Annotated in this window: 14 protein-coding genes; 1 reads left to right on the top strand and 13 read right to left on the bottom strand. The window is 65.3% G+C overall.

The window, feature by feature from the left end; all coding sequences use genetic code 11:
• Nucleotides 1–45 precede the first annotated feature (45 nt).
• The 4 genes from ACQR1E_RS11845 to ACQR1E_RS11830 form a co-directional block, all read right to left on the bottom strand.
• Complete coding sequence (locus tag ACQR1E_RS11845; protein WP_315716000.1) at nucleotides 46–204, bottom strand: hypothetical protein; 159 nt, start codon at nucleotides 202–204, stop codon at nucleotides 46–48.
• 156 nt (nucleotides 205–360) lie between these two features.
• Entirely contained in the window at nucleotides 361–726 is a 366-nt protein-coding gene (gene flaF, locus ACQR1E_RS11840) for a flagellar biosynthesis regulator FlaF (protein ID WP_434897071.1), read from the bottom strand.
• Between the two features lie 371 nt (nucleotides 727–1,097).
• Nucleotides 1,098–2,669, bottom strand: coding sequence for a flagellin (locus tag ACQR1E_RS11835; RefSeq protein WP_315715998.1), 1,572 nt, complete (start codon nucleotides 2,667–2,669; stop codon nucleotides 1,098–1,100).
• 227 nt (nucleotides 2,670–2,896) lie between these two features.
• Entirely contained in the window at nucleotides 2,897–4,444 is a 1,548-nt protein-coding gene (locus ACQR1E_RS11830) for a flagellin (protein ID WP_434897070.1), read from the bottom strand.
• A gap of 389 nt (nucleotides 4,445–4,833) precedes the next feature.
• Here ACQR1E_RS11830 and flbT point away from each other — a divergent pair, with 389 nt between their 5' ends.
• Nucleotides 4,834–5,259 (top strand): flagellar biosynthesis repressor FlbT, encoded by a 426-nt coding sequence (flbT, locus tag ACQR1E_RS11825; RefSeq protein ID WP_315715996.1) that lies wholly within the window; start codon nucleotides 4,834–4,836, stop codon nucleotides 5,257–5,259.
• Nucleotides 5,260–5,441: 182 nt separating this feature from the next.
• On the opposite strand, the gene ACQR1E_RS11820 is transcribed toward flbT, so the two are convergent.
• From ACQR1E_RS11820 to msrB, 9 genes are all read right to left on the bottom strand, one after another.
• Complete coding sequence (locus tag ACQR1E_RS11820) at nucleotides 5,442–6,992, bottom strand: flagellin (RefSeq protein WP_315715995.1); 1,551 nt, start codon at nucleotides 6,990–6,992, stop codon at nucleotides 5,442–5,444.
• Nucleotides 6,993–7,337: 345 nt separating this feature from the next.
• On the bottom strand, nucleotides 7,338–8,774 hold the full coding sequence (locus ACQR1E_RS11815; RefSeq protein WP_434897138.1) for a pyridoxal phosphate-dependent decarboxylase family protein: 1,437 nt from the start codon (nucleotides 8,772–8,774) through the stop codon (nucleotides 7,338–7,340).
• 68 nt (nucleotides 8,775–8,842) lie between these two features.
• Complete coding sequence (locus ACQR1E_RS11810; protein ID WP_434897137.1) at nucleotides 8,843–10,033, bottom strand: ATP-grasp domain-containing protein; 1,191 nt, start codon at nucleotides 10,031–10,033, stop codon at nucleotides 8,843–8,845.
• 52 nt (nucleotides 10,034–10,085) lie between these two features.
• Entirely contained in the window at nucleotides 10,086–11,714 is a 1,629-nt protein-coding gene (locus ACQR1E_RS11805; protein WP_434897069.1) for a hypothetical protein, read from the bottom strand.
• An 11-nt stretch (nucleotides 11,715–11,725) separates the two neighbouring features.
• Nucleotides 11,726–12,532, bottom strand: coding sequence for a hypothetical protein (locus ACQR1E_RS11800; RefSeq protein ID WP_316169648.1), 807 nt, complete (start codon nucleotides 12,530–12,532; stop codon nucleotides 11,726–11,728).
• 92 nt (nucleotides 12,533–12,624) lie between these two features.
• Entirely contained in the window at nucleotides 12,625–14,496 is a 1,872-nt protein-coding gene (locus ACQR1E_RS11795; RefSeq protein WP_434897068.1) for a flagellar protein, read from the bottom strand.
• 15 nt (nucleotides 14,497–14,511) lie between these two features.
• Complete coding sequence (gene flgK, locus ACQR1E_RS11790) at nucleotides 14,512–16,374, bottom strand: flagellar hook-associated protein FlgK (RefSeq protein ID WP_315712670.1); 1,863 nt, start codon at nucleotides 16,372–16,374, stop codon at nucleotides 14,512–14,514.
• 44 nt (nucleotides 16,375–16,418) lie between these two features.
• Entirely contained in the window at nucleotides 16,419–18,221 is a 1,803-nt protein-coding gene (locus tag ACQR1E_RS11785) for a flagellar hook-basal body complex protein (RefSeq protein WP_315712671.1), read from the bottom strand.
• 295 nt (nucleotides 18,222–18,516) lie between these two features.
• Nucleotides 18,517–19,020, bottom strand: coding sequence for a peptide-methionine (R)-S-oxide reductase MsrB (msrB, locus tag ACQR1E_RS11780; RefSeq protein WP_434897067.1), 504 nt, complete (start codon nucleotides 19,018–19,020; stop codon nucleotides 18,517–18,519).
• Between the last annotated feature and the right edge of the window lie 87 nt (nucleotides 19,021–19,107).

The raw sequence follows: 19,107 nt of genomic DNA, 5'->3' as shown, positions 1-19,107 counted from the left end.
CCCACCGGGCGGCGTTGCCGTATCGAGCCGCGCAGCTTTGCCGGATCAACGGCTCCGTATCGCGTAGGCGGTGTCGAGATAGGTCTGGCCCGAGGCGGCGTCGGTGACCACGTTCTTGATCTGGGCCTTGCCGTTGCCGGCCGGCGTGAACTTCGAATCGCCGATCCTGAACGCATGAGACCGGGAACGACTTCCCGTTGGCATGTCTTCCGCTCCAGCCGCCCGATATAGAGCGTCGGATAGACGGCCACGTATCTGCTGTTGCTTCGCGCCGTACTGCGCAGGTTCGACTTGTAGGACGCAGACAGGATGCTGGCGATATCGGTCACGACGACGCGCCTCCCGCCCTGCCCCCGACGGTCAGCTCCGCCCGGACAACCCCGCGGCGATGTGGCAGTTGATTTCGATCAGCGACTTGAGCTTCGCCGGATCCGGGTCCATCTGCATCTCGATCGTCTGCTTCATCACGAACACGCCGATATTTGCGATGTTCTGGCGGATGTCGAGCGGATTCGGATTGTCGTCCGCCTCCATCGCGCTCATGAAGATCGTCCACAAGCGACGATTGAAGAGCAGAGCCTTGTACATGTTGCGATCAGGGCCGTTCCAATTGGCCTGGACTTCCTGCAGCTGCCGTGCCGCTTTCAAAAGAGCCTGAGCTTCGATCTCCCGTGGTGATGCCGTCGTCTGCGACGTGCGGGCATAGGCTTGAGCGGCATATGACATCAACTACTCCGGACTGACGCAGGGACACGACCAAACTGCTCAGGTTTTGTACTTTGTGTGCCTTTAAAATATGGTTAGCGGCCGTTAGCGGAATTTGTTTCGTAGCGTCACGGAGCACCACAAATCGCTTTGTTTGGTGCACCTCTTAATTTCTTGCGAACGCGGTGATTCAAAATGTCCGGACGAAGCTCGTACGTTGTTCATCCCGCCCGGGCGGCGCGAACTACACGAACAACGGCGTTCTCACAGAGCTGACTCACTGCCCCGACATCGAACGAAGACCAGTGCCGGCACGCTCGGCATAGCCTAACGCAGAAGCGGCGGGCATGGCCCGCCGCTTCGATGAGATGTTATTCCGGTACGTTCGCGCGTCAGCGCAGGAGCTGCAGCACGCTCGCCTGCGACTGATTGGCCAGCGCGAGCGCGGAGACCGCGATCGACTGACGGGTCGACAGCGCCTGGCTGTTGGCAGCCTCTTCGTTGGTGTCGGCCAAGGTCAAGTTCGACGAGCCGGTCTGCAGCACGTTGATCAGGTTCTTGTTGAAGTCCTGACGGATCTGCACGATCGAGAGGTTCGAACCGAGCGACGACGCTTCAGAGCGGATCGCGGTCGATGCACTGTTCAAGGTCGTGAGCACCTTGTTGGCCGAGTTGCTGTCGAGGAAGTCGCTTCCGACCACCAGCGCCGACAGGCCGAGACCGGTGCTGTTGAAGGTCACGCCGGTGATGTTCAGCGTGGACCGTCCGGTCTCGTTGAACACCAACTTGAGCGTGTCGCCGTTGAGCAGGTTGATGCCGTTGAACGAGGCGTCTTGCGCCGTGGTGTTGATCTGCGCCAGGACGTTGTTGTACTGCGCGATCAGGCCGGCACGCGTCGTCTGAGAGTTGGTGTCGGCCACCGGGGTCGAGGCCGTCACGCCGTTGAAGGCCATGCTGGCCGCGGTCGAAGAGCCGGCGACCGCGCCGATCGTCGACGATGCCGCTTCGTTGGTGGTGAGGATCGTAAGCTGGCCCGTCGTGCTCAGGCTGGCCTGCAGGTTGTTGGCCGCGAGCGCCGTATTGAGCTGTGCCAGCGTCGAGATCTGCGAAGCACCTGTGCCGAACGTTATGTTCGTCGCGACGCCGCCCCCTGTCGAGGCAATTGTCAACGTCTGTCCTGTCAAGGCTGGCGGATTTCGTGTGGTCGTGCCGGCGGTCAATCCGAGCTTGGCCAGGGCCGTGCCCGATACTGTCAGATCCTGCGCCGTGCCTGTCGCCAGCTGGATCTTGCCCGCTGCCACCGTGGACGGCGTTGCGGTGGCTCCGGTCACCGAATCGATGGCAGCCAGGAGGTTGCTGACGGTGTCGCCGACGCCGATATTGGTACCGGCCGAGACCGAGCCGGCCACGAAGGTGAACACGACACCGTTGACCACGAGCGTATCGCCGGTGGTGACGCTGCTCGCCAGGTCGTTCGAGGTCGAGCTCGCCGTACCCGACAGCCTGGTGGATCCGGTGATCGCAACGGCCGAGCTGAGGTTGTCGTTGTTGACCGTGCTGCCGGTCACGAAATTGTTTGAGGAGCTGCCGAGCAGGTTGTTCGCCGTCGCCCCTGAGATGACCGCGGAGGTCACGCTCGACTTGGTGGTGTATCCCGTCGGCGCCTGAAGCACTTGGCTTGCGATCGATTTGGCGCTGTCGACAAGCTTCTGAAGTGAGGTGAGACCGGTATTCGCAGCCTGGAGAACCTGGACACCGTTGCCGATGCTGTCGAGCAGATTCGCAATGTCGCTCGCGCGGTTGTTGAGCGATTGCGAGGTGAAGAATTCGGTGGGGTTATCGAGCGCCGTGTTGACCTTGTTGCCGGTGGCCAGGTTGTTTTGAGTCGTGGCCAGCAGCGATGCGGTGTTTTGCAGCGCCAGCAGGTTTTGGCGAACCGAAGCCGAGAGAACGATACCGGACATGTGTGTGAAACCTTCCTAGTTATTCACCAGGGGGTTCTAGTCCACCCACTTTTAAAACATGGTTAATGGCACTTTAAATTTCTTGCTTAACGACTGGTTGCGATCCTTGGCTCCACTCGTGTCCGGTTTCAGACCAGTATTGATACGGGCCGGACGGCCAAACCAGGCGAAAAAAAGCGGCGGGGTTTCCCCCGCCGCCTTGGTCGTCGAGATGCGATGCTTGTGGATCAGCGCAGCAGCTGCAGCACGCTCGCCTGCGACTGGTTGGCGAGCGACAGCGCGGACACCGCGATCGACTGACGGGTCGACAGCGCCTGGCTGTTGGCCGCTTCCTCGTTGGTGTCGGCCAGCGTCAGGTTCGACGAGCCGGTCTGCAGCACGTTGATCAGGTTCTTGTTGAAGTCCTGACGGATCTGCACCACCGACAGGTTCGAACCCAGCGTGGAGGCTTCCGACCGCAGCGTCGAGCTCGCCGAGTTCAACAGGGTGATCACCTTGTTCGCCGAGTTGTTGTCGAGGAAGTCGGTGCCCGAGGTGAGGTTCGACAGGCCAAGACCGCCAGTGTTGAAGGTCACACCGGTGATCGAGAGCGTTGACTTGCCGTTCTCGTTGAAGGTCAGCTTCAGCGTATCGCCGTTCAGCAGGTTGACACCGTTGAACGAGGCGTCGGCCGCGGTGGTGTTGATCTGCGCCAGCACGTTGTTGTACTGCGAGACCAAGCTCGCGCGCTGCGTCTGCGCGGTCGCATCCGCCACCGGAGCCGCCGCGGTCAGACCGTTGAAGGCCTGGCTGGATGCAGCCGACGTACCGCCGATCGCACCGATCGTGGCCGAAGCCGCGTCGTTGGTCGTGGTGATCGAGATCTTGCCGGTGGTATCGATCGAGGCTTGCAGGTTGTTGGCCGCGAGCTTGGTGTTGAGATCGTTCAGCGACTTGACCTGCCCTGTCCCTAGACCGAACGTGACACTCGTCGCCGTGCCTCCCCCTGTCGCGCCGATCGTCAAGGTCTGACCTGACAAGCCGTCGCCGACAGCAGTCAGCCCGAGCTTGCCCAAGGTGCCGGTGCTGCCCGAGAGCGTCAATCCCGCCGCCGGCGGCGTCAAGGTGATCGCACCCGCCGTGATCGACGCGGTGACGCCGGTCTGGGTCTGGATCGCCGACAGCAGGTTGCTGACGCTGTCGCCGATGCCGATGCTGGTGCCCGTCGAGGACGTGCCGGTGACGAAGGTGAAGGTGGTGCCGTTGACGACCAGCGTCTCACCCGAGGTGATGCCGGTGGCGAGGTTGTTCGACGCGGTGCCCGCCGTGCCCGACAGCTTGGTCGAGCCGGTGATCGCCACCGCGCTCGAGGTGTTGTCGTTGTTCACAACCGAGCCGGTCACAGCCGTCGAGCTGGAACCGAGCAGGTCAGTGGCGGTCGCGCCGGTCAGAGCCGCCGAGGTGACGCTTGACTTGGTGGAATAGCCCACGGAGCTCTGCAGCACCTGGTTGGCGATCGACTTGGCGCTATCGACGAGCTTCTGCAGCGAGGTGATGCCGGTGTTCGCGGCCTGCAGCACCTGCACGCCGTTGCCGATGCCGTCGAGCAGATTGGAGATGTCGGAAGCGCGGTTGTCGAGACCCTGGGCGGTGAAGAAGTTGGTCGGATTGTCGAGCGCCGAGTTGACCTTCTTGCCCGTGGAGAGGTTGTTCTGGGTGGTGGCGAGGAGCTGAGCCGTCGACTGAAGCGAGAGCAGATTCTGACGCACCGACGCCGAGAGAACAATACCTGACATTTTCATACCCTTCTGGTGTGAAACAAACTGCCCGATCCATTCAGGATCAAGGCGAAGCCCGTCGGTGACTGCACCACCGGGCGACGGGCGTTAAGGTAAATGCGAGCGGCTAACAAACAGTGAAGTCACGACCGCTCGCGGTCCCCGATGCGCGGCAACGGCACGGCCGCGCGGAGGTGATTTCTGCCGCGGATCACCTTGAAAACACCGCATATTCGCCGGGCGTGCGCGGCCGTTTACCGTCCGTTAACCATGATCGGAAAGGATTGCTGCGCGCCGACCGATCGAGCGCGCAGACTCCCCGCGCGATTTAGACTGGCAGCCGGACTGGTCACCGGCCTCGACGCAGCAGGTTGGGCGCCGCGCCGCCGCGGCAACGGAGAACGAGAATGGCCCTAAAAGTCGAACTGAAGCCGCATGAGCGCATCATCATCGGCTCCTGCGTGATCACCAACACCGACCAGCGCGCGCGCCTCTTGATCGACGGCGAGAACATTCCGATCCTGCGCGAGAAGGACATCCTGACGCCGGAGACGGCCGACACGCCGGCCAAGCTCGTCTATCTTGCGGTCCAGCTGATGTACATCTCGCCGGGCGCAGACGCGGATCACGGCACCTATTTCAACCTGCTGCGCGACATCATCACGACGGTGCCGAGCGCCTGGCCGATCATCGAGGCGATCAACGGCCATATCCTCAACGGCGATCTCTACCAGGCGCTGAAGGAAGCCAAGAAGCTCGTCGCCTACGAGAAGAAGCTGATCGAGCAGGCCGAAGCTGAACAGCAGGACAAGCCGGTGAGCTCGGCGGCCTGAGCCTCCGCCGAACACATCGTATATCGAAGGCCCGGCCCCGCCCATGGCGGGCCGGCTTTTTTGTCCTGACGGGCTCGTCGCAATACGCCATCCGCACCGTCGGCCCCCCTCCTCGTCCCCTCCAATGAAAAGCGGCGGGGTTTCCCCCGCCGCCTTCGTTGTCGAGATGCGATGCTTGCGGATCAGCGCAGCAGCTGCAGCACGCTCGCCTGCGACTGGTTGGCGAGCGACAGCGCGGACACCGCGATCGACTGGCGGGTCGACAGCGCCTGGCTGTTGGCCGCTTCCTCGTTGGTGTCGGCCAGCGTCAGATTCGACGAGCCGGTCTGCAGCACGTTGATCAGGTTCTTGTTGAAGTCCTGACGAACCTGCACCACCGACAGGTTCGAACCCAGCGTCGAGGCCTCGTTGCGCAGCGTGGAGCTGGCGGTGGTGAGCACGCCGATGACCTTGTTCGCCGAGTTGTTGTCGAGGAAGTCGGTGCCCGAGGTCAGGGTCGTCAGCCCGAGCCCCGCGGAGTTGAAGGTCACGCCGGTGATCGACAGCGTCGACTTGCCGTTTTCGTTGAAGGTCAGCTTCAGCGTATCGCCGTTCAGCAGGTTGACACCGTTGAACGACGCATCGCTCGCGGTCGTATTGATCTGCGCCAGCACGTTGTTGTACTGCGAGACCAGGCTCGCGCGCTGCGTCTGCGCGGTCACATCCGCCACCGGAGCCGCCGCCGTCAGACCGTTGAAGGCCTGGCTGGATGCAGCCGACGTACCGCCGATCGCGCCGATCGTGGCGGACGCCGCGTCGTTGGTCGTGCTGAGGGTGATCTTGCCGGTCGACGAATCGATCGATGCCTGCAGGTTGTTGGCTGCGAGCTTCGCGTTGAGATCGTTCAGCGACTTGACCTGTCCTGTCCCTAGACCGAACGTGATGCTTGTCGCCGTGCCACCTCCTGTGGCGCCGACCGTCAAGGTCTGACCTGACAAGCCGTCGCCGACGGCAGTCAGCCCGAGCTTGCCCAAGGTGCCGGTGCTGCCCGAGAGCGTCAATCCCGCCGCCGGCGGCGTCAGGGTGATCGCACCCGCGGTGATCGACGCGGTCACGCCGGTCTGGGTCTGGATCGCCGACAGCAGGTTGCTGACGCTGTCGCCGATGCCGATGTTGGTGCCCGTCGAGGACGTGCCGGTGATGAAGGTGAAGGTGGTGCCGTTGACGACCAGCGTCTCACCCGAGGTGATGCCGGAGGCGAGGTTGTTCGACGCGGTGCCCGCCGTGCCCGACAGCTTGGTCGAACCGGTGATCGCCACCGCGCTCGAGGTATTGTCGTTGTTCACGACCGAGCCGGTCACAGCCGTCGAGCTGGAGCCGAGCAGGTCGGTGGCGGTCGCACCGGTCAGAGCCGCCGAGGTCACGCTCGACTTGGTGGAGTAGCCCACCGCGCTCTGCAGAACCTGGTTGGCGATCGACTTGGCGCTGTCGACGAGCTTCTGCAGCGAGGTGATGCCGGTGTTGGCGGCCTGCAGCACCTGCACGCCGTTGCCGATGCCGTCGAGCAGATTGGAGATGTCGGAAGCGCGGTTGTCGAGACCCTGGGCGGTGAAGAAGTTGGTCGGATTGTCGAGCGCCGAGTTGACCTTCTTGCCCGTGGAGAGATTGTTCTGGGTGGTGGCGAGGAGCTGAGCTGTCGACTGGAGCGACAGCAAATTCTGGCGCACCGACGCCGAGAGGACGATACCTGACATTTTCATACCCTTCTGGTGTGAAATAAACCCCGATCCCTTCGAGATCAGGGTGCAGCCCAGGTCGATTTGAACGACCCCGGACGACGGGCGTCACGGTGAATGGCAGTGGCTAACAAACGCTGAAGGGTTGTGGTGCGCAGCCGCCTCAATCAGCGGAACAGGCTCATCGGCGCGGCTCATTGCCGCGTCATCGCGCAAGAACGCCCTTTGAAAAGGCTCGTTGATTCAACAAACGCGCCCGTCGTTCACAACGCGTCAACCACCTTTGGAAAGGTTTCGACGCGCCGCGACATTCTGCCGGCGGTCGTCATCGACCAGCGGACGACGCCGAGATGCGGTTTGCGCTCAGAGCGCCAGCGGCGGCGCATCGACCTCGATCAACGGCGTGAGACCGGCCGCGCGCTGGCGGCCGAACATGAGGACCGCCGCAATCAGCCGGTCGATGTCGCTCGTCCCGGTACGATGATTGACGATCGCGGCACGGATCGCCAGCCGTCCGTCGAGCATCGTGGTCGACGGCGCGGCGAGGCCGGATTCGTGGATGTCGGCGACGATCTCGCCGTTGAGCGCATCGGCATCGTCGGCACGATAACGGAAGCAGACGATGTTGAGATTGACCGGCGCCAACAGCTCGAGCTCGGGCTCGGCGCGCACCCGCGCCTCCAGATGGCGCGCGAGCTCGCAGCTTCGCGCGATCACGGCGCCGAGCGCATCCGCGCCGAACGTCCTCAGCGTGAACCATGTCTTCAGCGCCCGGAAGCCGCGCGACAGATCAGGACCGAGATCGCAGGGCCACTCGGCGCCCGCCGCGAGACCACGGGTTTCCCGGCGCAGATAGGCGGCCGGCGAGGCGAAGGCGTCGCGATGCTTGGTGCCATCGCGCACCAGCAGGAAGCCCGCATCGTAGGGCACCTGCCCCCATTTGTGAAAATCCAGCGCAATCGAATCCGCCTGTTCGATGCCGGCGAGCTTCGGTGCGAGCTCCGCTGACAGCATCGCAAGCGCACCGAAGGCGCCGTCGACGTGAAACCAGAGCCCCTCGGCACGGCAGAGCTCGGAAATATCAGCGAGGTCGTCGATGGCGCCGATATCGACGGTGCCCGCCGAGGCGACGACGAGAAACGGATGCAGTCCCGCGGCGCGATCGCGCGCGATCGCGGTCCGCAGCTCGCCGACGTCGATGCGATGTGCGGCATCCACCGCGATGCAGCCGAGCGCGTCGCTGCCCAGTCCGCAGATGTCCATCGCCTTGGCGATGCAGCCATGCGCCGCCTTCGACGTGTAGGCGCGCAAGCGCCGCCCCTCCTCACCGAGACCCGCCGAGCGAACCGACGCGCCGAGCGCGTTGCGGCGAGCGACCAGCACCGCCATCAGGTTGGCCATCGAGGTGCCGGTGACGAAGATGCCGCTGGCGCTTGCCGGAAAGCCGAACAACTGGCGCGTCCAGTCGACGACCTGCCGCTCGACCTCGATCGGCGCGTGGTCGCGGCCGCCGAGATTGGCGTTCAATCCGGCAGCCAGCATCTCGGCGAGCATGCCGACCACGGTGCCGCCGCCATGCACCCAGCCCATGAATCCAGGATGCACGTTGCCGGTCGCGTAGGGAACGACGAGCTCGCTGAAATCGCGATAGACCTCGACGAGATCGGTCGGCGCATGCGGCAGCGCGCTGCGGAAGCTCTGCCGTGTCGCCGGCGACATCGGCTGCCACACCGGCCGGTCGCGGATATCGGCGACATAGTCGATCATGTCATCGAGCATGCGATGACCGAGCGCGCGCATCTCGTCCCAATGTTGCGGATCGAGCGTCTCCGCCGTCCGCGACGCAGGATCGATGCGCAGCCCGACGGTCACGCCGCCTGCTCCGCCCGCGACGTGGCGCGCTTCTCGATCATGGCCGCGAAGGCCGCGAAGATCTTCTGCATCTGCGGCGGCTTGTAGGGGAAGACCTCCGGCGAATCCATGTTGTGGACGACGGCCGTATTGTCGGCCTCGAACACCAGCAGCGTGCCGTCCCTGGTCTCGGCGCAGTCGATGATGAAATAGTCGAGACCGACGCGCGCGGCGATCGCATCGAGCACGCTGCGATGACGGCGGCCGAAGCCGATGTCGAAGGTCTGCATGAAGGTCGCCTCTTCGAGGCGCTTGCTCTCGCTGCCGGCCATGTTGGCGTTGAGGTACCAGATGTCCCAGCGTCGCGCGATCGCCATGTGGCAGGCGTAGGCCGTGCCGTCGACGAACACGATGCGGTACTTGCGGAACTGACCGTCCTCGCTGGCATAGTCGACGAAGCGCGAGACGAAGAACTCCTGCTCGCTGCGCTCGTCGAGATAGAGCGACAGCTCGAGCGGCTCGTCGACCTTCTCCAGGCCGACGCCGGCATGCGAGCCGCGCGGCCGCACGATGACCGGGAAGGCGAGCGAGTGGTCGACGTCCGTGATCCATTCGCGCTCGTCGGCGATCCCGATCAGGCGCTCGCGGTCGACGGGAATGGTCGCCGGAATGGTGAGCCCGTCGATGCCGGCGAGCCGCGCATGCAGCTTGTCGCGATCGAGATGCCAGATCCGCTCCGGCGGATTCAGCAGCGGACGCGGCCAGCGCGCCGCGACGGCATCGATCTCGCGCAGCGCGTGCTGACAATCCTCGGAATCGGACGCGATGACGATGGCGACGTCATGAGCGGGCAAAGGCGCCAGCAGGTCCGCGCCCGGAACGACATAGAGCAGCAGCAGCTCGAAGTCGGTGTCCTCGAGCAGGAATTCGATCGGCGTGTTGCTGCCCATGTCGGTGGCCGCCGCGAGCGCGAGCACGCGCAGCCGCGGCGTCGCGCTGTTGCAGGCAACGCGGTAGAGCTGCTGCGACTGCAGAACGTCGTGCTGGATCGCGAGCCCGGACGATTTCTCGCCGATGAGCTGCGCGATCAGCGCGAGATCGAGCCCCTCGCCCGGCTCCGCGCGGCCGTCGAGCAGCTTGGCGAGCAAGGCGGCCCACATCGGTTTCAGGTCCTGGCCGTCGAAGGCGGCCTTGGCGAGCTTGGCCATGCCGATCCGGTCGGCACATCCTGCGTCGGTGGCGTCGGCCAGCGCGAGCAAATCAGTCGGCATTGCAGATGTCCCTGAGATCCTGGCTGCTCAGATCCGATACGAGCAGCTCTGTTTTGGCAACGATGTCGGCGACGCGGTCGATGTCGGATTCGAGATTGACCCGGGCCGCGGTGACGTCGTCGCACCATGCGTCTGTCACCTGGCGCGCGCCGATGCACAGCCGCAGCGCGGCCGACTGCGCCTCGCCCGCGCGTTCGATCCGCACCGGCTGGCCGATCAGGCACTGGCGCGCGGCAATCTCGGCTGCGCGTCCAGTGAAGCGGCTGCCGAGATCGCGCTGCAGCGCGCGATACACCGCCTGCGTCTCACCGAGGCCGAGCGGGCCGCCGTCACGCTGGAGCGCGAACGGGAAGATGGTGGGAAAGCCGAACTCGCCATCGCTCCCATCCGGCGCAGGCGCGCGGGCGGCGATCGGACGCAGCACCGGCGACAGCATCAGCAGGCTTTCGATGGCCTCGCCGAGCTGCCGGATCGCCATCCGGCGGAACGTCTCGGGCACGGCGTGATACGCGGCGATCTCCTCCAGCGCGGCCTCCCAGCGCAGCCATTGGCCGATATTGGCGCGCGGCGCCGTGCGCGCGCGCAGATCCGTCCAGGCGAGCGGCCAATCGCTGCGATTGACATAGTCGAACAGGCCGGGCGCGATCGGATGTCCGCGGCGCAGCGCAGCCGATGCGGCCGCGGGCACCAGCAGCGCGCCGCTGAAGGCGGGGCCGCCGAAGAACTTCGAGCCCGTGACGAGCACCAGATGGCCGCGTTCGAGATGATCGCGCAGCCGCGCCGCGCCGAGCCGCATCTGGCAGGCATCGACGACAACCTGCACGCGCCCCGGCCAGCGCCGCGCCACCTCGTCCAGGCAGGCCATGTCCGGCGCGCGCCAGCCGAGCTTGGAGGAATCCATGACCTGCAGCAGGACGCCACGGCCCCTTCGCACCAGCGCCTCGACGCTGTCGAGCACCTCGGCATCGATATCAACGCGCGGCTGCATCGATGCGCCGTCGAGCAGCGGCAGCGACACGGCGTCGCCCGAGAGCCCCTCGATCGGCGTGTTCGTCCGCACCGCCAGACCGTTCGCAGTCCGCGTGCTGAAATGGTGTCCCCGGGCGCTCGCGGCGGTGCCGCTTCCGGTCTGGTCGCTGCCGACGACGATGCTCGTGACGGCCTCGCCCAGCACCGCCCGCACCAGCGCCAGCGCATGCAGTTGCGAGTCGGTGCCGGACGGCGAGAAGACGATGTCGATCTCGTCGGCAAGGCCGAGATATCCGCGCAATTCGCAGCGCATCTCCTCGGTGCGCCGGTCGAGCGCGGCGTCGAGGCCGAGCGAGATCGCCGCATGCATCAGCTGCTCGCGCGCCAGCTCGACGCGCGCATAGGCGCGTTCTGAAATCGGCGAAGCCGTGCTCGATGCGAAGCACAGCACATCGGGTTCGGGCGACGGACCGCAGCCATAGACGTTGCGGCCCCAGGGGCGATCGAGCGCCAGGCGGGTATCGCCGCCATCGATCAGGAGATCGCCGAGCAAGGCAAAGAGATCGCGCAGTCCGGTCGCGGCGCCCTGCTCGCGCCGGTCGATCCGGGATGACTGGAATATCTGCGACCGGGTTACCGCCGGGGTCATCGCGCGGATCGTCAGGCTGCGTCGGCCGCGGCGGCGGTGGGAACCGCCACCGCCGACGCGAATTGCGAGGCGACATTGCCGTGAAACACGGACGGACCGACGTGATCGAGCCGGCTGTCGAGATCGGCCCAGATCTCGCCGCCGAGATCGGTCCATCGCTTGCAGAACGCGAAATCCTCGCTGAGATAGGTCCCGGTCGCCGGGTCGATCATGCATTCGAACAGCGCGAAGCGGTTCGGACTGCCGGCCAGCGCATCCTGCGAATGCTCGCGGAAGAACTGCAGCGGGGCGTAGGCCGGATGCGCGATCATCGTCTCGATGACGCGGCGGCGGACCATCAGGAAGCCGGTGCCGGCATAGCGCACGCGGGTGAAGCCGTTGACCACCGCAACGTGGTCCGGATTGTCGATCTCCAGCACGTAGTCGAGCGATGCCGCCGGCACGTCCATGCGGTTGGAATTGATGGCGCGGCGCGCCTTGTTCCAGTTGACCTTCTTGACCGGATAGACGCCGGCGACCATGTCGCCGCCGGACGCGATCAGCCGGAACACCTGCTTCGGCGTGAAGCCGATGTCGGCATCGACGAAGAGCAGATGCGTGGCCGAGGGATCGTTGAGGAACAGGGTGACGAGATTGGCCCTGGCACGGGTGATCAGCGCATCGCCGTCGCGCATGTGGACGGTGAGGTCGACGTTGGACGCGGCGCGCAACTCGCGCTGCAGGGCGAAGATCGAGCTCGCATAGATGCTCGACACCTGGCCGCCGAAGCATGGTGTCGCGACCACCAGATGAATGCGCTCGTCGGTTCCGTCACTCACGTCCGCCTCCAGACAAAGAGGCTCTCGCCCCAGATCTGAACAAAAGCTAAAGAGACGTGGTTAACGAAAACCTAACCGCCGCCCCCGGGGCGCTACAGATATTTCACCAGCGTCAGCTGGGCCAGCATCGCCGTCGTCTGGTAGGACGCCTGGAGGTTGGTCTGCAGCTGCAGGATCTGGCTCGCCACCTCCTGCTGCGAGATGCCCTCGGTCTGGTCGACCATGGCCTGCATCGCCGCCTTGGCCTGGGTCTGGCGCGCCGTGGCGTCCTTCATCGTGGTCTGGGCGTTGGCGAACTCGGTCTGGATATCCGAGATCGCCTGCTGGCCGAGCTGCGGCGTCAGGTTGGCGGCGATGCGCTGGCTGAGCGCACCGATCTGCTGCGGAGCATTTGCTCCCGCTGGCGGCGTGTTGACGGCGGCATAGACCGCGGTCTGCTGCACGAGGTTGCGGATCGCGAACTCGTTGCCCTGGACGCCGAACTGAATGCTCTGCGCCGTGTCGATCCGGATGCTCGCGCTCGACCGCGCCGAGCCGGGACCGCTGTTGCCGGTGTACCAGGCGACGGTGTTGGCCGAACCGTTGACGAGGCTGGTCGCCGATCCCAGCGGCGAGCCGGAGACGCGCAACGGCGGTGTCGGCGCCGTCACGGTGCCGGAGAAGCCGAGCGCCCCGAACGCACCCGCGTTCGAGCTCGACACCGAGAAGCCGGCGGCGTCGTTGGTGCGCAAGGTGATCACGCCGCCGCTGACCGTCGACGGCGTCGACGTGCCGCTGAGCGTATCGATCTTCGACAGCAGCGTCTGCACGCTGTCGCCGACATTGATCTGGTTGTTGCCGCTGGCGCCGGAGGCGACGAAGGTCAGCGTCTGCCCGTTGACGGTGATGGTGTCGCCGGTCGCAAAGCTGGTCGCGATCGAGTCGGAGCCCGCCCCGCCCGACAGCAGCGTCGCTCCCGTGATCGGCGCCGGCGTTGCGAGCTTGTTGTTGACCACCGTTCCCGACACGGCGCTCGCCGTGTTGAAGAAGTTGTCACCGGCGACGACCGCCGAGGCGGCGGTCAGCGAGGTATTGGCCAGCGTCGACAGCGCCGTGTTGAGCGCCGCATTGAGATTGGCGGAGGTGGCCGCCGGCGTCGCGCCGATGGCGAACGTATTGGTCGGCGCCGGCGTCGTGGTGGACGCCGTCAGCTTGATCGATTCCGAGGTGCCGTCGGGCAGCTTGAAGGTGAAGCTGATCTGGTCGCCCGCATTCGGATTGCCGGCGGTGAGATCGACCGAGATGCCCGCGGGCGAGCCGGACGGTCCGGTCACCGTGGCATTGGTCAGCGACGAGGTGACGCCGCTCAGCTTGAAGCCGAACGGAGAGCCGGCGACGTCCTCCGCCAGCGTGATCGGCATCGTGGCCGACGCCGACAGGTTCAGACGCCCGAGACCGTTGAGCCCGAGATCGGCCTGCTGCCGCTCGGCGATGACCTGCTTCAGGCCGGCCTGCGTCGTGGTGCCGTTCAGGATGTCGTCGGCCGATGCGATCGCCGGCCGGTCGGTGGCGCTGCCGGAGAAGATGTAGCGATCGCCGACCTGGGTGTTGAGGATGCCGGTGATGGCCGACAGGTTGGACAGCGCCGTCAATTGTCCCGTGGTCTGGCCGGTGCTGGTCAGGTTCTGCGGCGTCGCCGAGGCGCCACTCTGGACCTGGTCATGAATCTTGGACAGCGACTGCAGCGAGGTATTGACCGCGCCGATCACGGTATTGACGTGGGTCATCGTCAGCGTGAAGGCCGAGATGTTCGAGAGCTGCGCCCGCGCCGCGATCGCGAAGCCCTCGTCGGGGCCCATGCCGGCGTAGTTGTTCGCCTTGACGCCGCTCGAGAGCTGCGTGGAAAGGTCCGCGAGCTGGTTCGAGATGTTCCGCACGGACAGGCCGAGCAGAGAATTTCCGTAGTTGACACTGCTGATCGACATCTTACACGCGCCTCACTAAAATGCCTGGAGCAGGCTCTGCATCATGCTTTGCACGACCGACATGATATGGGCGTTGGCCGCATAGGTGTTCTGGACCTGGATCAGGTTGGACATCTCGCTGTCCATGTTGACCCCCGCCGTGCCCTGGAACTTCTCCTTCAGCGTGCTGACCACGACGGCCTGGCCCTGGCTGAGCTGGGTCGCCAGCGTCGAGGCACTGCCCTGCTGGCTGACGAACTGCTGCAGATAGCCGGACACCGTGCCCTGGAATGGCTGCGCCGCCGAGCCGAGGCCGGTGGTTGGCGAGTAGCTGAAGGTCGCCGAGGTGAGCTGCGCGAACAGGAAGTCCGGTCGCGTCGCGTCGCCGGCCGCGGTCTGCGGCGAGGTCGAGTAGGTCGACAGCTTGGTCGGATCGTTCAGCAATGCCGGGTTGACGTTGAGCCTTCCCGCGAGCCCCGTCATCTGCGAGCCGGTCGAGGTGATTGCGCCGGTGTAGAGCGCGCCGCCGTCAGTGAAAACCGGCAGTTGGGCGTTGCCGCTGGCGAGCGTCTGCACCGTGGTGGTGGCCGAGGCCGCCTTGACCGCCGCCTGGCTGGTGCCGTCATCGGTGATCCGCAGCGTGGTGCCGGAGGGATTGGAAAACTGCAGATGCGCGCCACCGAGCGCGCTGTTGAGCTGCGACACCACCGAGGCCATGCCGAGCGAGAAGTCGACGCCGACATAGGACGGGTTGGCGCCGGAGGCGTTCTTCAGCGGCAGCGCCGCGGGATCGTTGACGTTGACGATCTTGACCTGGCGCTGGACGTTGCTCGAATCCGTGTAGGTCAGGTTGATGGTGTTGCCCGCCAGCAGCCCGCTGGTCGAGACGTCGAAGCCGGCCGGAGGTCCCGCCACCGCGGTACCCGCCGTGGTCTTGTCGGACAGCGCCGAGGCCATCGTCGCCGCGAGCTGGTCGACCTGGGTCTGCGCCTGCACCAGGGTCTGGTCGCGCAGCTTGAGGTCGGCCGCGATCTGACCCGAGTTCAGGAGATTGTTCGACACGACGTCGAGCGACACGCCGTTCGACAGCTTGATGTTGAGCTGCCCGACGCCGGTCTTGGTCGGATCGCTGTTGTAGAGCGAGGTGGCGTCGAGCGTCCCCGGCGACGAGAAGGTGAACTCGGAGCTGAGGCCCGCGCCGACCAGCTGGATGCCCGAATTGGTGAATATGCTCGTGCCGTTGGTCGGGTCGGACACGACGCGGATGTCGACATATTTGGCAAGCGTGTTGATCGCGTTGTCGCGCTGGTCCTGCAGGGTCGCCGCCAGCGGGTCGGAGCTGTCGAGGCCCTGCAGCTGCGTGTTGAGCGTCGCGATCTGCTTGATCGCCGCGTTGGCCTGCGTGACCGAATTGCCGATGTCCTGCTCGACATTGGTGCGCAGGGTCTGGATGCCCTTGGTGGTCGCGTTGAGCTGCAGCGCCACGCCCTGCGCCGCCGACAGCGCCACCGACTGCGCCGACTGGTTGCTCGGATTGTTCGACAGCGACTGCAGCGCCGTGGTGAAATTGTTCAGCGCCGTCTCGAGCGTGCCGCTGCCGCCGGGCGTACCGTACACGGTCTGCAGCTGGCTCAGGATGTTGGCCATCTGATTGGCATAGGTCCCACCCGAGGTCTCGGTGCGGAGCTGGTTCTGGACGAACAAGTCGAGCTGACGGTTGACGCCCGTCGTCGTCACCGTCGAGCCGAAGCCGCCGCTGGCGACCTCGATCTGGTTCGGGTTCTGCGCGACGTAGCCGGGCGTGTTCGCGTTGGCGACGTTCGATGAGATGATCGAGAGCGCGGCCTGCGTCGAGCGCAGGCCGGACATCGCGGTGGCGAGGGCAGAACTCAAACCCATGTTCGGTAGCCTTATGTCAACTCAACTGCCACGTCTCAGCGCGATCAGCGCAGCACGTTCAGAAGATCCTGCACCATCGAATTGGCCGTCGTGATCACCTTGGTGTTGGCCGAATAGGCCTGCTGGGTCACGATCAGCTTGGTGAACTCGTCGGCGATGTCGGTGTTGGAGCCTTCCAGCGAGCCGCCCGAGATCTTGCCGGTCGCGCCGATGATGGCCTGGCCGGACTGGTCGGTCGCCTCGTAGGCGCCGCCGTCGAGCGCCTTCAGGTAGTTGGTGCCGTTGAAATGCGACAGCGTGACCTGCGCCAGGTTGATGGTCTGGCCGTTGGAGAAGGTGCCGGTGACGACGCCGCTGTTGTTGACGGCGACCGACTGCAGCTGGCCGGCGGCGAAGCCGTTCTGATTGATCTGGTTGATCGTCGCCGAGCCGATCGTGCTCGCATATTGCGTCAGCGCGCCCGAGGAGATGTTGAGGCTGACGGTGCCGAGCGTGGTGCCGTCGACCACGACGTTGGGAATGGAGATGTTGGAGGTCGTCGGCGACACCAGCGAGCCGTCGGAGGCGAACGTGAAATTGGTGCCGACGTTCTGCCAGGCCACGGTCGAGCCAGTGGCGCTGGAGTTGGTCTGGTAGAACAGGTTCCAGGTGTCCTTGTGGCCCGTGCCGAGCGTCGAGCTGTCGACCTTGCCCCAGCGCAGCTGCACGTTCACCGGCGTGCCCGACGAGTTGTAGGCCGTGACCGCGCCGCCCGAGATCGTCTCGTTGTTGAAGTTGGTGAGATCGTTGCCGATCACGATGCCGGTGCCGGGACTCGCCGTGCGCGTCAGCGCCACGGGTGACGTGAGGCCGAGCGCGGTGAAACCCGGCGAGGCACTGCTCAAGTTCCAGTCCTCGCCGCTGCCGGAATGCAGCGTGATCTTGCCGGCGGTGATGGTCGGCTGCACGCCGGTGACGGCCGCGATCTTCGCCAGCAGCGTGCCGACGGAGTCGCCGACATTGATCTGGGTACCCGAGGCGCCGGAGGCGACGAAGGTGAAGGTGACGACGTCGCCGGCGCTGCCTGTCATGGTGATGGTGTCGCCGGTGGTGAAATTGCTCGAGATCGAGTCGCCGCTGGCGCCGCTCAACAATGTCGAGGTCGTGATCTGCGCCGGCACCTTGTTCACGGCGGTGGCGCCGGTGACGGTGGAGTCGGCGTAGAAATTGGTGCCGACCGGCAGCGGCACGTTGGAGAGGTCGGCCGAGTTGAGGCCGCCGGCCGCGACCAGCGTGCCGGTCGCAGCGTTGCCGCTCGCGGCGGTCTTCGGCTGCGTCGGCAGGTTGGCGGCGTACTGGATTGCGGTGGTCGCCTGCGCCGGCACGAAATTGTTGGCGAATTGCAGCACGGTCGGCACGTTGCCGGTGGCGTTGCCGGTCTTCGGATCGACCGCGACGCCCATCAGGTAATAGCCGGCGCCGTTGATCAGGTTGCCGTTGGCGTTGAGCTGGAAGTCGCCGCGGCGGGTGTAGTTGGTGACGCCGGTGAAGACCGGCACGTTGTCGACGACCGAGGAGGCCTTCTGCACGTTGAAGAAGCCGTCGCCGTTGATCGCCATGTTGGTGGCGACCGAGGACGTCGAGACGGTGCCCTGGGTGGTGATGGTGGCCTTGGCGAAGGCGGTGACGCCGCCGGCGTTCTGGCGCGTCGGGTTGGTCGCGTTGGGAATGAGGTCTTCGAAGCTGGTGCCGATGCCCTTGTAGCCGACGGTCGACGCGTTCGCGATGTTACCGGAAATATTCTGCAGCGCGAATGATTGAGCGGACAGACCGCTCACCGAAGTGTTCATCGCGTCGAAGATACCCATACCAATCTCTCCACTGTGATGCCGGTGGCGGGTCGGCCCGCACCGCGTTTCGTGGAGAGCTGTCGCAATCGCTGTGCCAGATGAGAAAATGCTTTGAAATCAGCGCGTTGTAAAACAACAACGTAAAAAAACCGGCGTCAAAACTGGTGAACAATTGCCGAGCCGGCAGTTCTTGCCGGGCCGGACGCGCCAAATCGCGCTCCGGCGCGGCCGCTCGTCACGGCTACCGGCGCGTCCTGAAGACCCCCATCGAGCCTTGAACGGACGAGCCGGAATATCCGGGCGCAAATTCCTGTCAGGTCGACGACGGATTTGCCGGGTGGAACGTGAGCGAGAGCCCGTCCATGCAGTAGCGCAGGCCGGTCGGCTTGGGGCCGTCGTCGAACACGTGGCCGAGATGGCCGCCGCAGCGGCGGCAATGCACCTCGGTGCGGACCATGCCGTAGGTCTTGTCCTGGCGGGTCGCCACGGCATTGTCGAGCGGCTTGAAGAAGCTCGGCCAGCCGGTGCCGCTGTCGAACTTGGTGTCGGAGGAGAACAGCGGCAGGTCGCAGCCGGCGCAGGCGAAGGTGCCCTTGCGATGCTCCTTCAGCAGCGGGCTGGTCCAGGGCCGCTCGGTGCCCTCCTCGCGCAGGATCTCGTATTGCTGCGGCGTCAATTGCGCGCGCCACTCGGCCTCGGTCTTCTCGATCTCGAACTTCTCGGCGGCGCGGGCCGGCGCGGAACCGCCGAGGCAGCGCAGGGCGGCGAAGCCGAACAGTCCGGCGGCGGTGGTGAACATCATGCGGCGGTCGATCATGGACGTCTCCGTGCGGCGATGGGTTACCGGATCTACGGACGGGATCCCGCGAAGTTACGTCGGGCGCGGGCGCGACGGCTCACTTTC

The organism is Bradyrhizobium sp. HKCCYLRH1030, from assembly GCF_051168395.1.
Lineage (GTDB): Bacteria > Pseudomonadota > Alphaproteobacteria > Rhizobiales > Xanthobacteraceae > Bradyrhizobium.
This window is presented reverse-complemented; position numbering and strand designations above follow the sequence as displayed.